This window comes from Kribbella sancticallisti, from assembly GCF_039530625.1.
GTDB classification, from domain to species: domain Bacteria; phylum Actinomycetota; class Actinomycetes; order Propionibacteriales; family Kribbellaceae; genus Kribbella; species Kribbella sancticallisti.
Genome location: NZ_BAAAOS010000028.1, coordinates 1 through 21,684, shown reverse-complemented (window position 1 = coordinate 21,684; position 21,684 = coordinate 1). Strand labels below are relative to the sequence as shown.

19 protein-coding genes and 1 other RNA gene are annotated in these 21,684 nt (G+C 69.2%); 13 read left to right on the top strand and 7 right to left on the bottom strand.

Annotation, left to right across the window (positions count from 1 at the left end):
- Window positions 1-22: 22 nt before the first annotated feature.
- Window positions 23-1,606, bottom strand: a complete 1,584-nt coding sequence (locus ABD255_RS20975; protein ID WP_344216460.1) for an alkaline phosphatase D family protein — start codon at window positions 1,604-1,606, stop codon at window positions 23-25.
- Between the two features lie 184 nt (window positions 1,607-1,790).
- Here ABD255_RS20975 and nagZ point away from each other — a divergent pair, with 184 nt between their 5' ends.
- Both nagZ and ABD255_RS20965 read left to right on the top strand, forming a co-directional pair.
- On the top strand, window positions 1,791-3,248 hold the full coding sequence (gene nagZ / locus ABD255_RS20970; RefSeq protein ID WP_344216458.1) for a beta-N-acetylhexosaminidase: 1,458 nt from the start codon (window positions 1,791-1,793) through the stop codon (window positions 3,246-3,248).
- 31 nt (window positions 3,249-3,279) lie between these two features.
- Window positions 3,280-3,846, top strand: coding sequence for a GNAT family N-acetyltransferase (locus ABD255_RS20965; RefSeq protein WP_344216456.1), 567 nt, complete (start codon window positions 3,280-3,282; stop codon window positions 3,844-3,846).
- 5 nt (window positions 3,847-3,851) lie between these two features.
- Here the strand turns inward: ABD255_RS20965 and ABD255_RS20960 are convergent, their stop codons facing one another.
- Window positions 3,852-5,060, bottom strand: coding sequence for an ROK family protein (locus ABD255_RS20960; protein WP_344216454.1), 1,209 nt, complete (start codon window positions 5,058-5,060; stop codon window positions 3,852-3,854).
- A gap of 93 nt (window positions 5,061-5,153) precedes the next feature.
- Between ABD255_RS20960 and ABD255_RS20955 the strand changes: the two genes are divergently transcribed.
- From ABD255_RS20955 to ABD255_RS20935, 5 genes are all read left to right on the top strand, one after another.
- Window positions 5,154-6,815, top strand: coding sequence for a glycoside hydrolase family 13 protein (locus ABD255_RS20955; protein ID WP_344216452.1), 1,662 nt, complete (start codon window positions 5,154-5,156; stop codon window positions 6,813-6,815).
- 97 nt (window positions 6,816-6,912) lie between these two features.
- Window positions 6,913-8,049 carry a Nif3-like dinuclear metal center hexameric protein gene (locus ABD255_RS20950; RefSeq protein ID WP_344216450.1) on the top strand — a complete coding sequence of 379 codons (1,137 nt, stop codon included), beginning with the start codon at window positions 6,913-6,915 and terminating at the stop codon, window positions 8,047-8,049.
- 252 nt (window positions 8,050-8,301) lie between these two features.
- Window positions 8,302-9,015 carry a zinc ribbon domain-containing protein gene (locus tag ABD255_RS20945; RefSeq protein WP_344216448.1) on the top strand — a complete coding sequence of 238 codons (714 nt, stop codon included), beginning with the start codon at window positions 8,302-8,304 and terminating at the stop codon, window positions 9,013-9,015.
- The gene (locus ABD255_RS20940) at window positions 9,012-10,139 is read left to right on the top strand and encodes a bifunctional RNase H/acid phosphatase (protein ID WP_344216446.1); all 1,128 of its coding nucleotides are present in this window, start codon (window positions 9,012-9,014) and stop codon (window positions 10,137-10,139) included. The genes ABD255_RS20945 and ABD255_RS20940 overlap by 4 nt, the downstream gene beginning before the upstream one ends.
- A 52-nt stretch (window positions 10,140-10,191) precedes the next feature.
- The gene (locus ABD255_RS20935; protein ID WP_344216444.1) at window positions 10,192-11,628 is read left to right on the top strand and encodes an RNB domain-containing ribonuclease; all 1,437 of its coding nucleotides are present in this window, start codon (window positions 10,192-10,194) and stop codon (window positions 11,626-11,628) included.
- Here the strand turns inward: ABD255_RS20935 and ABD255_RS20930 are convergent.
- A complete protein-coding gene (locus tag ABD255_RS20930; protein ID WP_344216442.1) occupies window positions 11,617-12,183 on the bottom strand; it encodes a TetR/AcrR family transcriptional regulator in 567 nt (188 codons plus the stop codon). The two genes, ABD255_RS20935 and ABD255_RS20930, sit on opposite strands and share 12 nt — an antisense overlap.
- Window positions 12,184-12,235: 52 nt before the next feature.
- Here ABD255_RS20930 and ABD255_RS20925 point away from each other — a divergent pair, with 52 nt between their 5' ends.
- Window positions 12,236-12,715, top strand: coding sequence for a GNAT family N-acetyltransferase (locus tag ABD255_RS20925; RefSeq protein WP_344216440.1), 480 nt, complete (start codon window positions 12,236-12,238; stop codon window positions 12,713-12,715).
- Here the strand turns inward: ABD255_RS20925 and ABD255_RS20920 are convergent.
- Window positions 12,697-13,449: an AraC family transcriptional regulator gene (locus tag ABD255_RS20920; RefSeq protein ID WP_344216438.1), complete on the bottom strand. Its 753-nt coding sequence runs from the start codon at window positions 13,447-13,449 to the stop codon at window positions 12,697-12,699. The genes ABD255_RS20925 and ABD255_RS20920 overlap by 19 nt on opposite strands.
- Before the next feature lie 55 nt (window positions 13,450-13,504).
- Between ABD255_RS20920 and ABD255_RS20915 the strand changes: the two genes are divergently transcribed.
- Window positions 13,505-14,620: an MFS transporter gene (locus tag ABD255_RS20915; protein WP_344216436.1), complete on the top strand. Its 1,116-nt coding sequence runs from the start codon at window positions 13,505-13,507 to the stop codon at window positions 14,618-14,620.
- A gap of 602 nt (window positions 14,621-15,222) precedes the next feature.
- A complete protein-coding gene (locus ABD255_RS20910; protein WP_344216434.1) occupies window positions 15,223-15,972 on the top strand; it encodes a helix-turn-helix transcriptional regulator in 750 nt (249 codons plus the stop codon).
- Window positions 15,973-15,974: 2 nt separating this feature from the next.
- On the opposite strand, the gene ABD255_RS20905 is transcribed toward ABD255_RS20910, so the two are convergent.
- The 3 genes from ABD255_RS20905 to ABD255_RS20895 all read right to left on the bottom strand — a co-directional run bounded on the left by ABD255_RS20905 (window position 15,975) and on the right by ABD255_RS20895 (window position 17,725).
- Window positions 15,975-16,877: a 1-aminocyclopropane-1-carboxylate deaminase/D-cysteine desulfhydrase gene (locus ABD255_RS20905; RefSeq protein ID WP_344216432.1), complete on the bottom strand. Its 903-nt coding sequence runs from the start codon at window positions 16,875-16,877 to the stop codon at window positions 15,975-15,977.
- A 56-nt stretch (window positions 16,878-16,933) separates the two neighbouring features.
- Window positions 16,934-17,349, bottom strand: an RNA gene (gene rnpB / locus ABD255_RS20900) — RNase P RNA component class A.
- A gap of 7 nt (window positions 17,350-17,356) precedes the next feature.
- The gene (locus tag ABD255_RS20895; protein WP_344216430.1) at window positions 17,357-17,725 is read right to left on the bottom strand and encodes a DUF952 domain-containing protein; all 369 of its coding nucleotides are present in this window, start codon (window positions 17,723-17,725) and stop codon (window positions 17,357-17,359) included.
- A 65-nt stretch (window positions 17,726-17,790) separates the two neighbouring features.
- On the opposite strand from ABD255_RS20895, the gene ABD255_RS20890 reads away from it, so the two are divergent.
- The 3 genes from ABD255_RS20890 to ABD255_RS20880 form a co-directional block, all read left to right on the top strand.
- Window positions 17,791-18,366 carry a helix-turn-helix domain-containing protein gene (locus tag ABD255_RS20890; RefSeq protein WP_344216428.1) on the top strand — a complete coding sequence of 192 codons (576 nt, stop codon included), beginning with the start codon at window positions 17,791-17,793 and terminating at the stop codon, window positions 18,364-18,366.
- Between the two features lie 37 nt (window positions 18,367-18,403).
- Entirely contained in the window at window positions 18,404-19,141 is a 738-nt protein-coding gene (locus ABD255_RS20885; protein ID WP_344216426.1) for a hypothetical protein, read from the top strand.
- A gap of 116 nt (window positions 19,142-19,257) precedes the next feature.
- On the top strand, window positions 19,258-21,684 hold a 2,427-nt coding region (locus tag ABD255_RS20880; RefSeq protein ID WP_344216424.1), incomplete at its 3' end, for a glycosyl hydrolase family 95 catalytic domain-containing protein.

Sequence of the window (21,684 nt, the reverse complement as noted above, 5' to 3'; positions counted from 1 at the left end):
GGCGGCGCTGGACAGGGCTGGATCAGACCGCGTTGAGCCCCGGCGTGCCGGCTTCGACGACGAAGGAGGCGCGAGTGCTGACCGGTGCGCCGGGCGTGCTGACATAGGGCAGCACTTTGAAGTCGGCGCGCAGGCTGTCGCGCTCGATCCGGGTGCTGACGTAGCCGCGCTGGTTGTTGACCAGCTTGAGGTGCGGGTTCTCGGTCATCAACTGCTGGGTGTTCGACGGCACGTCCTGACCGTCGCCGCCCGAGGTGATCGAACTGGTGACGAGTTCCACGCCGACGGTGGCCGAGTCGGGATTGCGGAAGTCGGTCTTGAGGTCGTTCGCGTAGTGCCGGTGCACGTCGCCCGTGAGCACGACCGGATTCGCCACCCCGCGCTCCTGGATGCCGTCGAGGATGCGCTGCCGCGACGCGGCGTACCCGTCCCAAGCGTCCATGCTGTAGCTGACCGCCGGGCCGGTGGTGAAGTCGCGGGCCGCGAAGTACACCTGCTGACCGATCACGTCCCAGGTCGCTGACGACCCGCCGAGCCCGTCGAGCAGCCACTTCTCCTGCTCAGGCCCGGTGATGGAGCGGGCGGGGTCCAGCGCGGCCGGGCAGTCCGACGCGGTGTCGTTGCAGGCCTGGTCGCTGCGGTACTGCCGGGTGTCGAGCATGTGGAAGGCGGCCAGCCGGCCCCACTGGATCCGCCGGTAGATCTGCATGTCGATCCCACTGGGGATGCTGCTGCGCCGCAACGGCATCATCTCGTAGTACGCCCGGTACGCCGCCGCGCGCCGCTCGAGGAAGCCGGCCTGACCAGCCGGAGAGGGGATCTCGTCGGCGTAGTTGTTCTCCAGTTCGTGGTCGTCCCACACCACGACCCACGGGGCGATCTGGTGCGCTGCCTGGAGATCCACGTCGGTCCGGTACTGCGCGTGCCGCACCCGGTAGTCCGCCAGCGTCCAGATCTCCTTCGCCGGCGAGTGCGTCCGGGGCGCAGTACCGCCGGCTCCCTCGTAGATGTAGTCGCCCAGGTGCAGCACCAGCGACGGGTGCTCCTCGGCCATCCGCCGGTACGCCGTGAAGTAGCCGCCGGCGTAGTTGGAGCACGACACGAACGACATGGACAGCGGACCGCCGTACGTACCGGGCAGCGGGGTGGTCACCGTGCGGCCGATCTCGGACAGGTGCCGCTCGCACCGGAAGCGGTAGAAGTACTCCCGGCCCGGCAGCAAGCCAGTGGCCTCGACATGGACGGCATGGGCGGACTCCGGGCCGGCCGAGACCACGCCGGCGCGGACTACCCGGCGCATCTGCGGGTCGAGCGCGATCTGCCACTGCACGGGGTAGCGGCGGCTCGGCATGCCACCCATGCCGTCAGCGGCGAGCGGGTCCCGGGCCAGTCGGGTCCAGAGCACGACGCTCTTGTAGTCCGGGTCGCCGGAGGCGATGCCGAGCGTGAACGGGTCACCGAGAGGCTGGATCGACTTGCTCGACTCCACCGGGATTGGGGCGCCGGTAGCAGGCTGTAGAGCGCTGAGGCCGGCCGCGGTCGCGGCCGAGGCAGCCAGCAACGTACGCCGGGCGACGGGAGAGCTGGTGAGAGGAGTGACGGGCATGGCGGGGCTCCGTGACATCGTCGGGGTGGGTTCTCAGCCACCCTGCTGCCCGGTGGCGAACCCCAGGTGACCGGCAGCCGCTGCTTCGGTAAACCTTGTCCGTCACTGCCGACGGCCCGGCACTTTCTTCCAGCCGCCACGGGCTCACTGGCGCCGGACCGGCCGGTCGGGAGAGGGTGTGCGAATGAGTGATCAACTGGATCGTGATGCTGCCGGCGCGCTGATCGTCGGCTTCACCGGAACCACCGCCCCCGACGAACTGCGGCGCTCCGTCGCCGCCGGTCTTGGTGCCGTCATCCTGTTCACCCGTAACGTCGCCGACGCCGAACAGGTCGCCGCGCTGACCGCCGCGCTGCGGGCCGAACGGCCCGACCTGCTGATCGCGATCGACCACGAGGGCGGCGAGTTCAGCCACCTCGCCCCGGCCAACCCCTGGCCGCTCGCCTCGCCCCGCTCGCTCGGCGAACTCGACGACGCCGACCTGACCCGGTCGGCCGCCCGGGACGCCGCCGCGACGCTGGCCTCGCTCGGCATCGACGTGATGCTGGCGCCGTCGGTCGACGTGAACAGCAACCCGGCGAACCCGGTCATCTCCACCCGTTCCTTCGGCACCACCGCCGAGGTGGTGTCGCGCCACGGCGTCGCCTTCGTCCAGGGCGTCCACGACGCCGGCCTCGCGGCCTGCCCGAAGCACTTCCCGGGCCACGGCGACGTCGCGGTCGACTCGCACCTGGCGCTGCCGCGGGTGGATCGCTCGATCGAGCAGGTGAGCGCGGTCGAACTCGCGCCGTTCAAGGCGACGATCGACGCCGGCGCCGACCTGATCATGAGCGCGCACATCATCTTCTCCGCCTACGACGACCAGCCGGCCACGCTGTCCCGGCGGATCCTGCACGGCCTGCTCCGCGAGGAGCTCGGCTTCACCGGCGTGATCACCACCGACGCGCTGGAGATGCAGGCGATCACCGCGACCCGGTCGATCGAGGACGCCACCATCGCCTCGATCCGGGCCGGTGCGGACCTGGCCATGATCGCGATCGGCGAGGCGGATCCGCGCGCGCTGACCGCCCGGCTGGTCGAGGCCGTCGGCAACGGAACCCTCGACGCGGCCCGGCTCGCGGATGCCGCCGGCCGGGTCAGGTCGCTCGCGGCCTCGCTCGCAACCCGGACCCGGCTTCCCGGCCTGGACGGTGCCCCGACCCGGGAGGTCGCCGCCCGCACGGTCACCCGCCAGGAGTTCCCCGGACTCGGCAGCTCGCCGTACGTGGTGGATCTGACGCAGGGGTTGCACCCGGCCTGGAACCCGTACTTCAGCGGTCTGCCCGAGGTCTTCGCCCGCATCGCGCCGGGCTCGGCAGGCGTCGTACTGCGGGGCGAGGACGAGGCCGCGCTCTCGGACGCACAAGCTGCCGCGATCGGCCGGCCGCTGGTCGTCGCAGTACAGGACGCCGTCCGTACTCCGTGGATGCGCGCGGCGCTGAGCAAGCTCCTGGAAAGTCACGAAGGTGACGTCTTCGTGCTCTGCACCGGCATCCCGGAGGACCGGGCGATCGTGCCCGCGGCGGTCCCGACCGCCGTCACGTACGGGCGGAACCTGGTCGTGCTGGAGGCGGTCGCGCAGCTACTGACCAGGGTCCCGTAAATCCGGTGTACGCGGGTCTAGCCTGCTGTAGGTGGACTCTCTGGACCTCAGTCAGCTCTCGCTCCGGCCAATGGAACTGGGCGATTGGCCGCGGATCCACGAGTGGGCCTCGCAGCCGATTGCTTGCCGGTATCAACCATGGGGACCGAACACCGAGCAGGAGACCGAGGCGTTCGTCGCCGCCGCGATCGCCGCTTGGGGGAGCGAGCCGCAGTTGCGTTTCCCCTGGGTGGCGGTCCACCCGGCCACCGGCGTGATCGGCATCGGCGAACTGAACATCCGCAACGCCCACTGGCGCCGCGGCGAGATCAGCTACTCGGTCCACCACGAGTTCTGGGGCCTCGGCCTCGCGAGCGAGATCGCCCGGCTGCTCTGCCGGATCGGCTTCGAGGTACTGGAACTGGAACGCGTCGAGGCGACCTGCGATCCCCGCAACGGCGCGTCGGCGGCGGTGCTGAAGAAGATCGGCATGACGCAGGAAGGCATCCTCCGCCGCACCGTCCTGATCCGCGAAGGTTGGCGGGACTCCGCCATGCACAGCCTCATCCGTCCCGAATGGACCCCACCCCAGGCCCCACCCCGCTGGATCCTCGCCTGACCTGCTCAGCCGCTGCGGGTGGCCAGTTGCAAGTCGAGGGCGTGCTGTTCCACGTAGTTGAGGGCGTGGCGGACGGCGCCGATGGAGACGATGGTGTCGCCGAGGGAGGAGACCGCCAGGCGGGGCGGGGTGCTGGTGAAGGTCGCCAGTTGGTCGTCGATGGCGGGGAGCAGGGACTTGGCGGCGGCCGCGACGGCACCGCCGATGACCACGAGTTCGGGGTTGAAGAGGATGCCGAGGGTGGCGACCACCCGGGCGGTGCGGGCGGCGACGTGCTGAAGGATGCCTAGGGCAACCTTATCGCCGTCGGCGGCCGCGGCGAAGACCATCTCGGCGGTCACCGGTGCCGCCGCCGCCAGGGAGCGCAGGCTGGTCCGCACCGATGGGTCGGCGACCGCCTTGGCGCCTTGTTCGCGAGCGGTGCGGGCGATACCGGCCGTGTCGCCGACACCGTCGACGAGTTTCAGGTAGACCATCTCGCCGGCACCGCCGCGGCTGCCGTGCAGCAACCGGCCGGAGTCCATCAGACCGGAACCGAAGCGCTCACCTGCCAGCAGCACAACCAGGTCGTCGACCTCCTGGGCCTCACCTCGCCAGCGCTCGCCCAGAGCGGCGAGGTTCGCGTCGTTCTCGAGCAGCACCGGCCAGCCGTGCAGTTCGGACAGCTTCGACGTCAGCCCGGCGTCGAAGCGCCGCCAGAACTCGTCGTCGACCAGGATGTTGCCCTCCCGGTCGACCGGCGCCGCGACCCCGACACCGGCCGAGAGCACCTCGGCGTCGGTGACGCCGGCCGAGGCGAGTGCCTCGAGCACGGCCTGGTTCACCACCTCGGTCTGCTCGGCGGGCGTCTTCACCGACTGGAACGAGCGGCCGGACTTGGCGACGGTCTCGCCGCGCAGGTCGGACAGCAGCACGGTGGTCTTGGCCGCGCCGACGTCGATGCCGAGCACGTAGCCCGCCTGGCTGTTGAACTCGAACCGGCGCGAGGGCCGGCCCACCGGCGTGCCGGGAGCGTCGTGGCCGGGGTCGTGCTCGAGCACCCAGCCCATCGCGATCAGGTCGTTGCAGACCGCGTGGACGGTCGCCCGGGTCAGGCCGGTGGCCTCGATCAGGCCGGTTCCGGTCATCACGCCCGCCGTGGACAGCACGCCCAGCAGCTTGCCCGCGTTCACCCGGCGCAGCAGTGGCGGCGTCGCCGCCGACGTGGTCGCCATTTTTGCCCTTGACCTCCTCGCGATTCCCCGCGCACAATACTGCAGAATCTAAATTTAGACTCTATATAAATCAACTCCGAGGGTGAGGCTCTCTTGACCAGCACCGAGACCCTGGTGACCCGAGCAGGCGACCCGATCGACCCCGACTGGTGGCGGCAGGCCGTCGTCTACCAGATCTACCCGCGCAGCTTCGCCGACTCCGACGGTGACGGCGTGGGCGACCTGCAGGGCATCATCAGCCGCGTCCCGTACCTGACGTCGCTCGGCATCGACGCGGTCTGGCTGAGCCCGTTCTACCCGTCCGCGCTCGCCGACGGCGGGTACGACGTGGACGACTACCGCGACGTGGACCCGCGGCTCGGCACGCTGACCGACTTCGACGAACTGGTCGCCTCGCTGCACGGCGCCGGGATCAAACTGATCGTCGACATCGTCCCGAACCACACCTCCGATCGGCACGAGTGGTTCCGCGAGGCGCTCGCCGCGCCGAAGGGCTCACCGGCCCGCGAGCGGTACATCTTCCGCGACGGCATCGGCCCGGACGGCTCGGAGCCGCCATCGGACTGGGACTCGGTCTTCGGCGGACCGGCCTGGGCGCAGACCCCGGACGGCCAGTGGTACCTGCACCTGTTCGCCGCCGAGCAGCCCGACCTGAACTGGGACAACCCCGAGGTTCGCGCCGACTTCCTGACCACGCTGCGGTTCTGGGCGGACCGCGGCGTCGACGGCTTCCGGGTGGACGTCGCGCACGCGCTGATCAAGGACCTGAGCGAGCCGCTGCCGTCGAAGACCACGCTGCCCCGGCAGTCGGAGTCGAACGGCGCGCACCCGCTGTGGGACCGCGAGGGCGTGCACGACATCTACACCGAGTGGCGCAAGGTCCTGAACGAGTACGACCCGCCCCGGTCGGCCGTGGCGGAAGCGTTCGTACCGGCCGCGCGCCGCGCGCGGTACGCGAGTGCCGACGGGCTCGGCCAGGCGTTCAACTTCGACCTGCTGCAGGCCGACTGGGACTTCGGCCGGTTCCGCACGGTGATCGAGGACAACCTCGCGCTCGCGGCGGAGAACGGCTCGTCGTCGACCTGGGTGTTCTCGAACCACGACGTGGTCCGGCACGCGACCCGGTACGGGCTGCCGAAGGACCCGGCCGGCGCGTGGCAGGACGGGAAGGCCTGGCTGCTGAGCAACGGGACCGAGCCGACCGTCGATGTCGCCCAGGGCCTGCGGCGGGCGCGGGCCGCAGTACTGCTGATGCTGGCGCTGCCGGGTTCGGCGTACCTGTACCAAGGCGAGGAGTTGGGGCTGCAGGAGGTCGGCGAGTTGCCGGCGGTGAACCTGCAGGACCCGGCCTACTTCCGGTCGAAGGGCGCCGAGAAGGGCCGCGACGGCTGCCGGGTGCCGCTGCCGTGGACGATCGGCGGGCTCTCCTTCGGCTTCGGCACCGGCGGCTCGCACCTGCTGCAGCCGACGTGGTTCGGCGCGTACTCGGTCGAGGCGCAGGACGGTGATCCCACCTCGACGCTGAGCCTGTACCGCAAGGCGTTGGCGGTCCGCCGCGGCCTGCAGACCGGCCAGTCGCTCGAGTGGGTGGATGGCGTCGACTGGACCCTCCACTTCACCCGTCCCGGCGGCTGGCAGTCCGTCACCAACTTCGGGGCGGCTCCGATTGAGCTCCCCGACGGTGCGGTCGTCCTGTCCAGCGGCCCGCTGGAAGGCGCCAAACTGCCCTCCGACACCACCGCCTGGCTGATCTAACCCCCGTACTGCGAAACGCGCCGCCACGTCTCTGCGGCGCGTTTCGCGCGTTCCACCGGCTGACCCGAGCCAGGCATCGGTGCGGCAGGATGGGGCCGTGAACCCGACGCTAGGTGATGTGATCGCCGTTCTGGATCGGTTGTACGACCCCGCGTGGGCGGAGAGTTGGGACGCTGTCGGTCTGGTGACCGGAGACCTGGCGGCGCCGGTCCGCAAGGTGTTGTTCGCGGTGGATCCGATGCGTGCGGTCGTGGACGAGGCGATCGCGGGCGACGTCGATCTGCTCGTCACGCACCACCCGTTGTTGCTGCGCGGCGTGAACAGTGTCGCCGCGACGACGCCCAAGGGCCGGGTGATCCACGACCTGATCCGCAGCGGTACGGCGTTGCACGTCTGCCACACCAACGCCGACAACGCGAACCCCGGCGTGAGCGACGCGCTCGCGGCAGCGCTCGGACTCAAGAACACCTCGCCGCTGAAGGCGATGCCGACGGCGCCGATGGACAAGGTCGTCGTGTACGTGCCGGCCGGCGAGACCGACGCGATGATCGACGCCCTGGCCGAGGCCGGCGCGGGACAGTACGGCGGTGAGTACGAGCGGGCGGCCTGGATCTCCGCCGGTGAGGGGACCTTCCGGCCGCTCGCCGGAGCGCGGCCCGCGATCGGCCGGGTCGGCGAGGTCGAGCGCGTGGCGGAGAGTCGCGTCGAGATGATCCTGCCGCGGCACCGCCGCCGGGCGGTGATCAGTGCCATCCGATCGACCCACTCCTACGAGGAGCCGGCCTTCGACCTGTACGAGCTGGCCGCCCTTCCGAGCGACCTCGGCGGCGGCCGGATCGGCGTCCTCGAGCAGCCACTCGCGCTCAGTGACTTCGCCGCGCTGGTCGAGAAGTCCCTGCCGCGGACGGAGCACGGAGTACGGGTGTCGGGTGATCCGGGGCGGCTGATCGAGCGGGTCGCGGTCGTCGGCGGGACAGGGGACTCCGAGTTCGACCGGGTCCGCGCCGCGGGGGTCGACGCCTACGTCACCGCCGACCTGCGCCACCACCCGGCGACCGAGGCCCGCGCGTACGACGACGGCCCGGCGCTGGTCGACGTCGCTCACTGGGCCAGCGAATGGCCCTGGCTGAAAGACGCCGAACGACTCCTGATCGCGGGCTTGGCAGAGCAGGGCAGTACCGTGGACACTCACATCTCGACGCTCTGCACCGACGCCTGGACCTCACGGCTCTGACGGTGCCCGGTAGACCACCCAGAGCTGACAACTGAACGCGCTACTGAGTGGTGAGTCTCGTCTATGGCTTCAGCGCTGGCGGCGCCCGGGAGGGCACCTCGCGGCGTTGGAGAAGAAGCCACGATGGAAAGGCATCGAGGCTCCTTCTCCGCCTTGCGATGCACCCACCCGAACACCGCCATCACTAAATCCATAGACAAGACTCACCACTAGGAGCCGACTCTGAACGCCGAGCCCGCCGTCCAACGCCGGTTGCTGGACCTGCAGGATCTCGACCTGCAGCTGGATCAAGTCGCCCACAAGCGCAAGTCGCTGCCCGAGCACGCGGCGCTCGCCGAGCTGGCGAAGGAGAAGTCGGTCGTCGACCGCGAGCTCGTCACCGCCGACACCGAGGTCGGCGACCTGCGGCGCGAGCAGAAGAAGGCCGACAGCGATGTCGAGCAGGTCCGTCAGCGCAAGGCGCGCAACCAGCAGCGGATGGAGTCCGGCCAGGTCACCTCGCCGCGCGACCTGGAGAACCTGCAGCACGAGATCGGCTCGCTGGACCGCCGGATCTCCGACCTGGAGGACGCCGAGCTCGAGGTGATGGAGAAGCTGGAGGCGGCCGAGGCGGTGCAGGCCGACCTGCAGATCCGCGCGGACGCGTTCGCCGGCCGGCAGGCCGAGCTGGAGGCGACCCGGGACGCGGCGCTGAAGGAGCTCGACGAGCAGCGCGCGAGCATCGGCGACCAGCGCGCCACCGTCGCCGCGGAGATCCCCGAGGACCTGACCACGACGTACCAGCGGCTGCGTGAGCGCAACGGCGGTATCGGCGCCGCGCCGCTGGTCGGGAAGCGCTGCATGGGCTGCCGGATGGAGCTCGCGCCGTCGGACCTGACCAAGTTCAAGGCCGCCGCCCCCGACACCGTACTGCGCTGCGAGGAGTGCGGGCGGATCCTGGTCCGCACGGCGGAGAGCAGCGTATGAGCGACGGCCCCGCCCACGTCATCGTCGAGGCCGACGGTGGTTCGCGGGGCAACCCCGGGCCGGCCGCGTACGGCGCGCTGGTCCGGGATCCGTCGACCGGTCAGGTGATCGCCCAGGCCGGGGTCACGATCGGCGTCGCGACCAACAACGTGGCGGAGTACAGCGGACTGATCGCCGGGCTGGAGCTGGCCCGCGAGTTCACCCCGGACGCCTCGATCGAGGTCCGGATGGACTCCAAGCTGGTGATCGAGCAGATGGCCGGGCGCTGGAAGATCAAGCACCCGGACATGAAGCCGCTGGCGATCAAGGCGCAGTCGCTGGCGCCGTTCGGGACCGAGTGGACCTGGGTGCCGCGGGCGCAGAACGCGGCGGCCGACGCGCTGGCGAACATGGCGCTGGACGGGAAGCCGGTTCCGCTGCGCCCTACCGAGGCGCCGGCGGCCGCAGTACCGGCTGAGCCTTCGGACCAGCAGAAGGCGCTGCAGGGGTGGGGTGCTCAGGCCGAGCCGCCGACCCAGCTGATCTTCCTCCGGCACGGCGAGACGCCGCACACGGTGGACAAGCGGTTCTCCGGCTCTGGCGGGGACGACCCGGGGCTGAGCCCGACCGGCGAGGCCCAGGCGCAGGCGGCGGCGCGGTACCTGTCGACCATCGGCGGGATCGACGCGGTGGTGGCGTCGCCGATGCTGCGGACCCGCCAGACCGCCCAGGTCGTGGCGGAGTCGCTCGGTCTCGACGTGAAGGTCGAGAAGGGCTGGGTCGAGTGCTCGTTCGGTGACTGGGACGGGCATACGTTCGCCGAGGTGCAGCAGAAGTGGCCGGACGCGCTGAACGCCTGGATGGAGTCGACCTCGGTCGCGCCGCCCGGTGGCGAGTCGTTCGACGCGTGCGCCCGCCGGGCCCGCTCCGCGCGGGACGGCCTGCTCGCGGCGTACCCGGGCCGGACGGTCCTCGTCGTCACCCACGTGACACCGATCAAGCTGATGGTCCGCTCGGTCCTGCAGGCCCCGATGAACTCGCTGTTCCGGATGGAGTTGCGCCCGGCCAGCATCACCGAGATCCACTGGTACGCCGACGGCCTGGCATCCTTGAAGTCCTTCAACGTGCAACCCTCGCTAGTCTGACCCAAAGCAGCACCTGCAACGACGCTGGTGCTGGAGTGGACGGAGTGGTCGCGTGCCGTTGCAGAGGGTGCATTTCGTCGAAGAGGTTCCCGAGGTCTTCCGGACGTCGCTGCAGGCGATCAGACGGGAGCTCGAGGTACCGGCGGAGTTCCCGGCCGAGGTGGTCGAGGCTGCTCTGGCCGCCGCGGCGAATCCCCGGCTGCCGGAGCTCGACCGGACCGACCTCGAGTTCGTCACGATCGACCCGCCGGACTCGATGGATCTCGACCAGGCGCTCTACATCGAGCGCGCCGGCGACGGCTACACCGTGTACTACGCGATCGCGGACGTGGCTGCCTTCGTGCAGCCCGGCGACCCGATCGACGTCGAGGCGCGCAAGCGTGGCGAGACCCTGTACGCGCCGGACAAGCGCACCCCGCTGCACCCGCCGGAGCTGTCGGAAGGCGCGGCCTCGCTGCTCGCTGACCAGGTTCGCCCGGCGCTCCTGTGGACGATCGCGGTCGACGCCTCCGGTGAAGGCACCGACGTGTCCTGCAAGCGCGCGCTGGTGAAGTCGCGCGCCAAGCTGAACTACGCGGCCGTACAGAAGGACCTCGACGCGGGCACGGCCTCGGAGTCGCTGCAACTGCTGCGCGAGGTCGGCAAGCTCCGCGAGCAGCGCGAACTGGAACGTGGCGGGGTGAACCTGCCCATCCCGGACCAGGAGATCATCGCCTCGAACGGCGACTGGACGCTGGAGTTCCGCGCCCCGCTCCCGGTCGAGGGCTGGAACGCGCAGATCTCCCTGCTCACCGGGATGGCCGCCGCGCACCTGATGATGTACGGCGAGATCGGCATCCTCCGGACCCTGCCCGAGTCGCACGACGACCTGCGCCGCAAGCTGGAGAACACGGCGAAGGCGCTCGGCATCGCCTGGCCCGTCGGTACGTCGTACGCCGCGTTCATCCACGGGCTGGATCCGAAGGTACCGGCCCACGCGGCGATGCTCGCGGCCTGCACGGTGCTCTTCCGCGGCGCCGGCTACACCGCGTTCTCGGGCGGTGTGCCCGAGCGGCCCGAGCACGCGGCGATGAAGTCGGAGTACGCGCACGTCACCGCGCCGCTGCGACGGCTGGTGGATCGCTGGACCGGGGAGATCTGCCTCGCCCTGTGCGCGGACGCCGAGGTGCCGCAGTGGGTCCGCGAGTCGATGGACGAGATCCCCAAGATCATGGAGGAGTGCGATCGCAAGGCGCACGCCTACGAGCGGTCGATCGTCAGCATGGTCGAGGCCGGGTTGGTGCACGACCAGGTCGGTTCGGAGTACGACGGGGTGATCACCGACGTCGACGAGCGGGAGCCGGCCCGAGGCATCGTCGCGCTGTCGACGCTGGCGATCGAGGGCCGGGTGAAGGGCAATGCGCCGCTGCCGCTCGGCCAGCCGGTCCGGGTCAAGCTCGTCGAGGCCGACATCGCCAAGCGCACGATCGCCTTCGAACTAGTCGGCTAGATACTGCTGGATGGCTGCTGTTGTGCGATCGGTGTCCCCGGTCGCCAACAGGTCCAGCAGCCCACCGCGCAAGATCGCCAGTACTCCGGTACGCCGCGCCTGCGCGTCTGCGCCCTCGGGCTCGGCCTGCACCGACTTCAGCAGGTCCAGCCAGTCGTCCACGGTCGAGCGGGCGAAGTCCGTCCACGGTCCGTCGGGCGCGACCAATGACCGCCCGTACGCCTCTACCCAGAGCTTCATCAGCGGACGGCGCTCCTCCGCGGCCAGCCACGTCCACAGCTCCGTGGCGACCACCTCCAGCCCGGGCGGTACGTCGTACTGGCTGGTGATCTTCTGCAGCAGGTCGAGTTCGTCGCTGCGCGCGCGGGCCAGCAACGCCCGGATCAGCCCGTCCTTGCTCCCGAACAGGAACAGCAGCACCCGCGGGCTCGAGCCGATCGCCGCCGCGAGCGGGCGCAGGGACAGGTCCGCCAGCCCGTGGGTCAGCGAATACGCGTAGGCGGCCTCCAGCAGTTCGGTTTCCCGGGCTGAAGGGGCTGGTTTCGTCGTGGCCACCCGGCTAGTATCACGTACTGAAACAGTCGTGTCAGTAGATCGGGTGGTGGCGATGGAAATCAGAAGACTCGGACAGCCGGGCGACCTCGGCTGGGTGGTCCAGGCCCACGGTGAGCTGTACGCCGCGGAGTACGGCTGGGGGATGGACTACGAGGGACTGGTGACGCGGATCGTGGCCGACTTCGCCGCCGCGTACGACCCGCGGTACGAGGCGGCCTGGATCGCCGAACGGGACGGCGAACGCGTCGGCAGCGTCTTCTGCGTCCGCGGTCCGGACGAGGCGACGGCCAAGCTGCGGCTGCTTCTCCTGCACCCGTCCGTCCGAGGCCAGGGCCTGGGCGGCCGCCTGGTCGACACCTGTCTCGACTTCGCCCGCGAGGCCGGCTACAAGCGGATGGTGCTGTGGACGAACGACCCGTTGGTTGCCGCGCGGCACATCTATCTGGCTCGCGGGTTCAAGCTCACCGGCGAGGAGCCCAACAACCTCTTCGGCAACGGCCTGATCGGGCAGTCCTACGAACTGGAGTTGTAGAAGCGGCGGCCGGGGGTCTGGCCGAAGGTGCGGCGGAAGACGTCGATGAAGGCGCTCGGACTGGACCAGCCGCACCGGTAGGCGACCGCGGTGACCGGTTCGCCTTCGGCCAGCAGGATCAGGGCGTGGTGGAGGCGGAGTTGGGTGCGCCACTGCGGGAAGGTCATCGCGAACTCGTCGCGGAAGAGTCGGGACAGGCTTCGCTCGGCGGCGCCCACCTGCTTGCCGAGTTGGGCCAGGGAGCGGCCGTCGGCGGGGTCGGAGTACAGGAGGTCGCAGACCGCGGTGAGGCGTGGGTCGCGGGGGACCGGGAGCCGGATCGGCTGCTGGGGTGAGTGTTCCAGTTGATCCAGCAGTACTGCGCGGATCCGTCCGCGGGCTTCTGTGTGGTCCTCCGGGTCTGCCGTGTAGGCGATGATCAGCTCGCGCAGAAGCGGACCGACCGCCAGTACAGCGGGCTGCTCGAGGCCGATCGGGTTCTCCGACGCGGGCAGGCCGACCAGGTGCAGATCGGTCGGGCCGTAGGCGCGGTGCTGGTGGATCGTGCCGGCCGGGATCCAGATCGCCCTGGTCGCCGGAGCCACCCAGTGGCCCTGGTCCGTGGTCACGGCGAGGACCCCGCGGGCGGCGTACGCGATCTGGTGGTCGTCGTGCCGGTGCGCGTCGATGCCCGCGCCCGCGTCCAGTCGTCTCAGGGCTGTCGGGGCGATCGGGGTGTGGCGGGGAATCGACATCATCTGTCAGATTATCGGAAGCCGGTCAGGGGTCCGCCGGCTGAGGCTGGGAGGTGTGAAGAGGCGTCTCCCGACCGCACTGCTGGCGACCGGCCACGGCAGTGTGGATCTGTATCAGGGCATCGTTCCGGTGCTCGTGCCGTTCCTGGTCGCCGAGCGCGGTTACGACTATCTGGCGGTGTCGGGATTCGTGCTCGCGGCAACGGTCTTGTCGTCGGTCGTGCAGCCGGGATTCGGTCTGCTGACGGATCGGTGGTCGCTGCCGTGGTTGCTCCCGGCAAGCATGATCACCACGGGCCTGGGTGTGGCCGCTCTCGGCTTGTCGTCGTCCTACCCGTTGACGCTGGCGGCGATCGGGCTGACCGGCATCGGTGTCGCGGCCTATCACCCGCAGGCCGCGCGTACTGCGCGTTCGGTGACCGGCGGAAGCCACATCGGGATGAGCTGGTTCTCTCTCGGCGGCAACCTCGGCTTCGCCGTCGCTCCTGCCGCCGGCCCGCTTCTCTCGCAGACCGGTTTGCGGGCCTCGCCGCTGCTCCTCATCCCAGCTTTGCTCGGCACCTTGCTCACCTTGCCGCTGCTACGCCCCACCGCCGTCTTGAGGACCGGAAGCCGTTCGGGGGTTGACGATTGGCCATCCTTCGCCACCCTCACATCGATCATCATCCTGCGATCGATCGCCTACGTCGGCCTGAGCACGTTCCTCACCCTGTTCGTCAGCCAACGCCTGGATCTCACCCCTGGAGCCAGCGCCACCACCCTCTTCGTACTTGTCGGCGGCGGCGTAGTCGGCACCCTGCTAGGTGGCCGCCTGGCCACCCGCTACGGCCGCCTCCGCACCATGCGCTGGTCGTACGCCGTAGCCGCCCTCGCCCTAGCCGGCATCGCCTTCACGCCCGGCCCAACCCTCTTCGCAGCAGTCGCCGTGACCGCGATAGCTCTCTACGTCCCGTTCTCTCTACACATCACCCTCGGCCAGGACTACCTCCCCACCCGAGTAGGCACCGCCAGCGGCGTAACCCTAGGCCTAGCAGTAAGCGCCGGCGGCGCCGCAGCCCCCGCCTTAGCCGCCCTAGCCAAGGCCACCTCCCTACAAACCCTCCTAGCCCTCCTGGCCGCCCTCCCCGCCCTGGCCTGGCTCTTGACCCACCGCCTCCAAGAACCGTCCTGACAAATGTCGAGAACGTACTGCGCGCCGACGCTGCCCGTGTCTTGTCCGGAACTCGAGAAGGAGGAGTTCACCCGGCACCGGCGCGAACTGCGCGGGGTTCGTGGACGACATCGTGCATAAGGTGAGATCGACTGCTTTCATTCAAAGACTGAGTCTGGGTTTGAGGTTGGCGTCGGCTGTTTTCCAGAGCCACCTGGTGCTTCCGCAATCGAAGCGGACCTTCCACAGGGTCATCCCACCAGGTCTCCAGGATCACCCCGTAGGCGTACCGGACGTGCACGTCGTGCTGGCCGGCTACCTTCCCGCACATTCCGCGGTGCATGCAGAGCGCCTCGGCATCCTCGCTTTCCATCTTCCCCGTTGCTCCATCCCTCGCGGCGGAAGAGGCGGCACCCCGCCCGGTACGCGAGGGACGCCTGCTGTGTGGAGTGGTCAGGGAGCCGGGGCAGGAGAACGTGCCGGGCACGAGACCGATGCTCACCCGACGCCCTGACCAGAACCAACACTGCCGTCACACACCGTGGCGAACCACCGAGGCGGCCGGTGACCATTCGCATCGATCCTCCCCGTCGCACGGGGAGCTTTGTGCCACCATGGTCGTCGTGAACGCAGAGTCAGGGACTCGTTCAGCGACCAGCCTGCGCCGAGAGCGACGGCAGTGGTCTGCGGACCTGCGCGCCTTCGGGTCCACCTGGGTCGAGATAGCCGACGTATTCGCCGACCGGTACGGCCTCAACCCCCGCGTCGCCTTCCGCCTGGCTCACGGCTGGAGTCAGCGCGAGGCGGCCGAACACTGGAACCGACTCTGGCCCGCCGACCTGAAGACCTTCAAAAACTTCTCGTACTGGGAACAGTGGCCCGCCACAACCGGCTACGCGCCATCCCTTGACGTGCTCGCCCGGCTGGCCGAGCTGTATCAGTGCTCTGTGTCCGACCTCGTTACGGACCTGGCCGATTTCAGGGGAGCCGACTCCGCCCAGGCCGTCGGTGGAAACCTCGCCGGGCTATGGCTCTCGAGGTACAGCTACTACTCGTCCGGACGAGATGAGGAACTGCACGGCGAACACACCGTCCGGCTGCGCCAGGCCGGCGGCCGGATCTTCGGCAACAACGACGCCAGTGAACGCGAATCGCGACTCACGCTGGACCTGTCACTGAGCGCCGCGATCGCGACGGGCACGTGGACAGAGCGCACCTCACCCGCCGGGTACTACCGCGGCGCCGTCTACCACGGCACGATCCAGCTCGTGGTCAGTCCTCAGGGCCGCTCGATGGCAGGTCGTTGGCTCGGGTTCAACAAGGAATTCGAGGTCAACACCGGCGAGTGGCGCCTCGAGTGGCTTGATGATTGAGCTCATGGCTCGGGAATGTCGGATGACCCGCTGATCAGCGCGACGATCGTCGTCCCATCGGGGAAGGCACCCCGACTCACGTGGTCGAAGAGCGCGAACATCATCTTCGCCACGTACACCCAGTCCAGCAGGAGGCCGTGCCGGCTCTCGAAGTCATCGATGAAGTCATCGAGTTCGAGTGTCCGCTTGGCGTAGCCCCCGAAGTGGTACCCGCAGTCGAGCCGCCATTCACCGACCCGCGAACCGTAAGTACGCTCCTGGAGTTCGATGATCTCGTTTTCGAGGTATGCGCCTCCCTTCAGAACGGGGACGCCCACCACCTGCTGGTTGGCACTCAGGCCTGCGGCGATGCCGGCCAGGGTTCCGCCGGTGCCGACGGCGCAGAACAGTACGTCGAAGGGCTCGGTGAGTTCGGCGACGAGCTCGGCGCAGCCGGGAAGCGCCTGGGTGTTGCTGCCGCCCTCGGGGAGCAGGTAGAAGTCGCCGAACTTGCGGTGCAGGCTGTCGGTCACTTCGTCGGAGGCGTTGGCCCGGTAGCTGGTCCGGTCGAGGTAGGTCAGTTGCATGCCGCGCCCGGCCGCGTAGGCGAGCGACGGATTCAGCGGCAAGTGCTCTTCGCCGCGGATCACTCCGATGGTGTTGAAGCCCCAGTAGTGGCCGGCTGCTGCGGTTGCTCGGATGTGGTTGGAGTAGGCGCCGCCGAAGGTCAGGAGGGTGCCGAGCCCCAGTTCGCGCGCGGCGGTGACGTTGTACTTCAGCTTGCGCCACTTGTTACCGGGCAGTTCGGGGTGGATGAGGTCGTCCCGTTTGAGGAGGACACGCACACGGCGGGCTGCCAGGCGGTCGTCGTGAAGCTCCGTGACTGGTGATGGCAGCTGAAGATCCGCCGAGCGCAGTTCACCCACTGGCCCAGCATGGCACGAGAGACCCAGCGTTTCCGCAAGTCGCCGCGGGGCGTAAGTGAACGGGTCGGTCTGTAAGCCGGATCCTGTCGCCACCGGGGTGGCGGGCGATCATCTATCTACGGTGGCCGTTGCCGGGCACCTCTAGCGGCCTACCCGCGAGCTCGGGCGGGCAGCCCTCGAGCGCTCGCGCGGACGGCGGTTGCCCGTCGTCCTTCTTGGCCTTGCTCCACGTGGGGTTTACCTAGCCTCCGCAGTCGCCTGCGGAGCTGGTGGTCTCTTACACCACCGTTTCACCCTCACCCGCACCTGAATGAACCACGGGGTTCACCCAGGCCGCTGGCGGTCTGTTCTCTGTGGCACTGTCCCGCGGGTTGCCCCGGGTGGGCGTTACCCACCACGTTGCCCTGTGGAGTCCGGACTTTCCTCGGTGCGCACCGTCGCCGGTGCACAACGCGATCGCCCAACCGACCCGTTCACCGTCAGTTTAGGGCCTGCGCGGTCACCTCAGGCCATCGCCCGTCCGCGGCCCGATCGTACGGCCGGACGTCGACGACCGCGTCGAGGTTCAGCGGGCCGTAGATGTGCGGGAAGGAGATGCCGATGCCGTCCAGGTCCTCGTCGCAGACCGCGGAGACCAGCCGCTCGGTGTCGATCACCAGCAGACACAACGGCTCGGTCGCGTCCGCATAGACGAAGTTCGCCACCATGCCGACCTGTTCGGGTCTGGACGCATGGATGAAGGTGGCCCCGTCGTCGAGGCTCTTGCCGCGGGTGGACATCCGGTAGCTGCCGGCCTGCCGTGCCGCTTCCCACTCGTCGACGGCGGCCAGGTGCAAGATCAACGCCATGACGGCAACCTAGCATTCAGAATTTCCTTTGCAGAAACTATTCTGCATGACCTACGGTGGCGGGTGTGAAGGAATCCGACCGCAAGATCCGCGATGGCGAAGAGCTCAAGGCGCTGACCCATCCGCTGCGGCTGCGGATCCTCTCCGTACTACGGGAGCACGGCCCCGCGACCGCCACCGAGTTGGCCAAACGGTTCGGCACCGACACGGGAGCGACGAGCTACCACCTGCGGAAGCTGGCGCAGTACGGGTTCGTCGAGGAGGTCGCCGCCGAGGGGCATCCGCGGGCTCGGCGCTGGGCGGCCGTGCACGCGACGACGACCTGGAACAACTCCGAGGTCGGCGAGACAGGCGAAGGCCGTGCCGCGGCCGACTGGATGCGCCGCCGGCAGGCGGGAATCCTGCTCTCCGACGCCGAGTCCTTCGAGCAACTGCAGGACAGCCTGACGCCCGAGTGGATCGACGCGGCAGGGATCGGCGATCTGCTGGTCAAGCTCACTCCCGAATCCCTCGGGCAGCTCTGGGACCGCTTCTACGCCCATCTGGACGAACTGAAGGCGAGAGACGCCGGCGACGAAGCGGCCCGCCGAGTCTCCATCGTGGTCGGCGGTTTCCCGCGACCCGACGAGCAGAAACCATGACCTCTCGGGAGCTGCGGCACCGGTCGCGAGTCTTGCCTTGCCGGTGCTGATCGCCGCGGGGGCCGATGTCGTTCGCCTGGTGATGACATTGGTGGCGATGCCCGAGCCGAAGTACGAGGCCAGGACTTTGGTGAGCGTTGTGCGCGGGGTGCCTTCGGTGGTCGCGTCCGGGGTGCGGCTCGCAGGGCGGAGCCTGGTGCTCATCCGGATCCTGATGGTCGCCGCGGGGATGGGGACGGCTCTGGCGGTGATGGAGTTGCTGACGCCTGCCTGGCTGACGGAGTTGGCAGGTGCGGCGGACAGGGGAGTGCTCGCGTACGGGCTGGTGGCAGCCGTCGGCTTCGCGGCGGACGCTCTCGGGAGCGGGCTGAGCATGCCGTTGTTGCGGCGGCTCGGTTCGGTGCGAGCGGTCTGTCTGGCGGGTTACGCCGTCAGTTCGCTCGCGCTGGCCGGCATGGCCGCGGCGACGGCGGTGGACGGGATCGCCGGAGTCCTCGCGGCCGCAATCGCCTACTCCCTGATGTTCGTCGGCCTCGGGGTGGCAGCTGGGCCGCTGGCTCAGTTGTTGCACAGCCGGGTGGACGCGGCCGAACGGGCGACCGTTGTCTCCGTCGATTCGCTGATCCTGATGCTGGCCGGAGCGGTCGGCGCGGTCGCGCTGGGTCAGCTCGCGGTCTCCACCCACCCGGCGATCGCCTTCGCCGTTGCGGCGGTGGCTCTGGCCGTGCCCGCCGCGCGACTCGCCGCGCCGGTCAAGGACGTCACGCCTGCCTGAAGTTCCGGAACCAGTGAGGCCTTGACAGCGGAGCGTGAGCGCAGAAAGATCCGATGTCTACCCGTGGTCCTCTCCGCCCCCAGGCCACTGGTCCCACTCTCTTCAGGAGAGATCCGATGAACACCCTCCTGCGATCCCGCCTGCCCAAAATCCTGCTGGTACTGGCCGTCTTGGCCGGGCTGATCGCGACCGGCGGGCCACCCGCAGTCGCGGCGCCGGGGACCACGGCCTGGCAGAACGGCTCCTTCGTCGTCGACACCCCGAACCTGGTCCGGCGCTCGGACATCGTCCTCGGCCGGCCGAACCAGGCCCCGGCCGAATCGCTCCCGCTGGGCAACGGCGCCCTGGGTGCGGCGATCTGGTCGGCGGGCGGCTTCACCGCGCAACTCAACCGCACCGACACCTTCCCCGACCGCAAGTCTCTCGGCCACGTCGTGATCCCGGGCCTGTCGAGGATGACCAGCGCCGCTGACTTCAGCGGCCGCCTCGATCTGTACGACGGCATGCTCCGCCAAAGCGGCGGCGGGATGACGATGACCGCCTTCATCCGGGCGGATACCCAGCAACTCGTCGTCGACGTCACCGGCGCCGATCCGAACAGCACCCAGACCGCGCAGGTCAAACTCTGGTCCGGCCGTACGCCGACCGCCCGGGCCTCGGGCTCCATCGCGGCGCTCGCCGAGACCTGGGTGGACAACAGCGGAGCAGGCGCGTCCGGCCGGACCTTCGGCTCACTCGCCGGGATCACCGCGGGCGGCCGCAACGTCGTCGCCTCCGTGCCGAACTCGCTCACCGGCCAGGTCGCCTTCCAGCCGAACACCGACGGCTCGTTCCGGATCGTGGTGGCGGCACCGACCTGGACCGGCGGCGACCCGATCGCCACCACCAACTCGGTGCTGAACGGGGCGGCGACCCGCCCGGCGCCCGAAGTACGGGATGCGCATCTGCAGTGGTGGCACAACTACTGGAACTCGGCGGGCCTGATCAAGATCAGTTCTGCCGACGGCACCGGGGACTACGTCGAGAACTTGCGGACGATCTTCCTTTACGCCAGCGCGGCACAGAGTCGGGGCACATTGCCCGGTTCGCAGGCTGGGGTCGCCGACCTGTTCACCTTCTCGCAGGACAAGCGGGACTGGTATCCGTCCGGCTACTGGTTCTGGAACCTCCGGATGCAGGTCGCGGCCAACCTGTCCGCCGGTCTGCCCGCGCTGAACGATCCGATGTTCCGGCTCTACAAGGACAACCTCGACGCGATCGCCTCCTGGACCAACGGGCACATGCCAGGCCGGCAAGGGCTGTGCGTGCCCGAGACCATGAGGTTCAACGGCAACGGCACCTACGCGGGCGGAACGAGCAACGGCTCCTGCGACTCGACCATCACGCCGACCTACAACTCGCTCACCGTCACCACAGGCGCGGAGATCGGGCTGTGGGTCTGGGAGCACTACCGGATGACGGACAACCAGGCCTTCCTGTCGGCGCACTATCCGCTGATCCGGGGTGCGGCGCAGTTCCTGCTCTCGCACGCGACGACGGGTGCCGACGGCAAGCTCCACACCAGGTCGAACGCGCACGAGACCCAGTGGGACGTCACGAACCCGGCCACGGACATCGCGGCGATGCAGGCCTTCTTCCCGGTCGCGGTGAAGGCGGCGCAGATCCTCGGCGTCGACAGTGCGCTGGTCAGCCAACTCAACGCGGCGATCCCGAAGATCCAGTCGCTGCCACGCACTGATACGGCCACTCAGACCCAACTGCTCGGTCCCGCATCGGATGCCAACGGCAACACCATGCTCGGGCTGTCGACCCAGCCTACAGCTCAGCGTCACAACAGCGAGAACATCGGCCTGGAAGCGGTCTGGCCGTTCAACCTGGTCGGCGACGGCGGGCCGCTCACCGCTTTGGGCCGCAGGACCTACACCAACCGCAGCTATGTCAACGGCAACGATTGGAGCTACGACGCTCTGCACGCCGCCCGGCTCGGTATGGCGAGCGAGATGAAGACCGCGCTGCTGGCGGCGATCCGGTCGTACCAGGTCTATCCGTCCGGGATGGCGAGCTTCACCGCGCAGCAGGCGTTCGAGCCGTACATCGAGCAGTCCGGCGTACTGGCCGCGACTGTGCCGGAATCCCTCGCGACGGACTACGACGGCCTGCTGAGGATCGCACCAGCTTGGCCGAGCGACTGGACCGGCGAAGGAACGGTTGCCATCGGCCACAAGTCGAAGGTGCACGTCCAGATCGCCAACGGTACGCCGACCACCGTGGCGATCGCGTCCGGCGCGAACCAGCAACTCGCAGTACGGAGTCCCTGGCCGGGGCAGAGCGTGACGGTGGTGGACGGTCAGACCCGGGCGGTCGTGGTGGCTGCGCAGTCCAACGCGACCTTCACGCTTCCTGCTCAAGCCGGCCGGTCCTACCTGGTGGAGAAGACCGGATCTACCGCCCAGCCGTTCCAAGCACTCTCCGGTACTCCGGCCGCCGCGGCCAGGCGGTACGACAAGGCCACCATCGGCTTGCCGAAGCAGACCAGCGGAAGC

Excerpts from the sequence above, each read along its gene's own strand:
- ABD255_RS20940 (WP_344216446.1), top strand. The coding sequence starts at position 9,012 with ATGAGCGACGGCCCCGCCCACGTCATCGTCGAGGCCGACGGTGGTTCG.
- ABD255_RS20975 (WP_344216460.1), bottom strand. The coding sequence starts at position 1,606 with ATGCCCGTCACTCCTCTCACCAGCTCTCCCGTCGCCCGGCGTACGTTG.
- ABD255_RS20960 (WP_344216454.1), bottom strand. The coding sequence starts at position 5,060 with ATGGCGACCACGTCGGCGGCGACGCCGCCACTGCTGCGCCGGGTGAAC.
- ABD255_RS20925 (WP_344216440.1), top strand. The coding sequence starts at position 12,236 with ATGGAAATCAGAAGACTCGGACAGCCGGGCGACCTCGGCTGGGTGGTC.
- ABD255_RS20895 (WP_344216430.1), bottom strand. The coding sequence starts at position 17,725 with ATGGCGTTGATCTTGCACCTGGCCGCCGTCGACGAGTGGGAAGCGGCA.
- ABD255_RS20920 (WP_344216438.1), bottom strand. The coding sequence starts at position 13,449 with ATGTCGATTCCCCGCCACACCCCGATCGCCCCGACAGCCCTGAGACGA.
- nagZ (WP_344216458.1), top strand. The coding sequence starts at position 1,791 with ATGAGTGATCAACTGGATCGTGATGCTGCCGGCGCGCTGATCGTCGGC.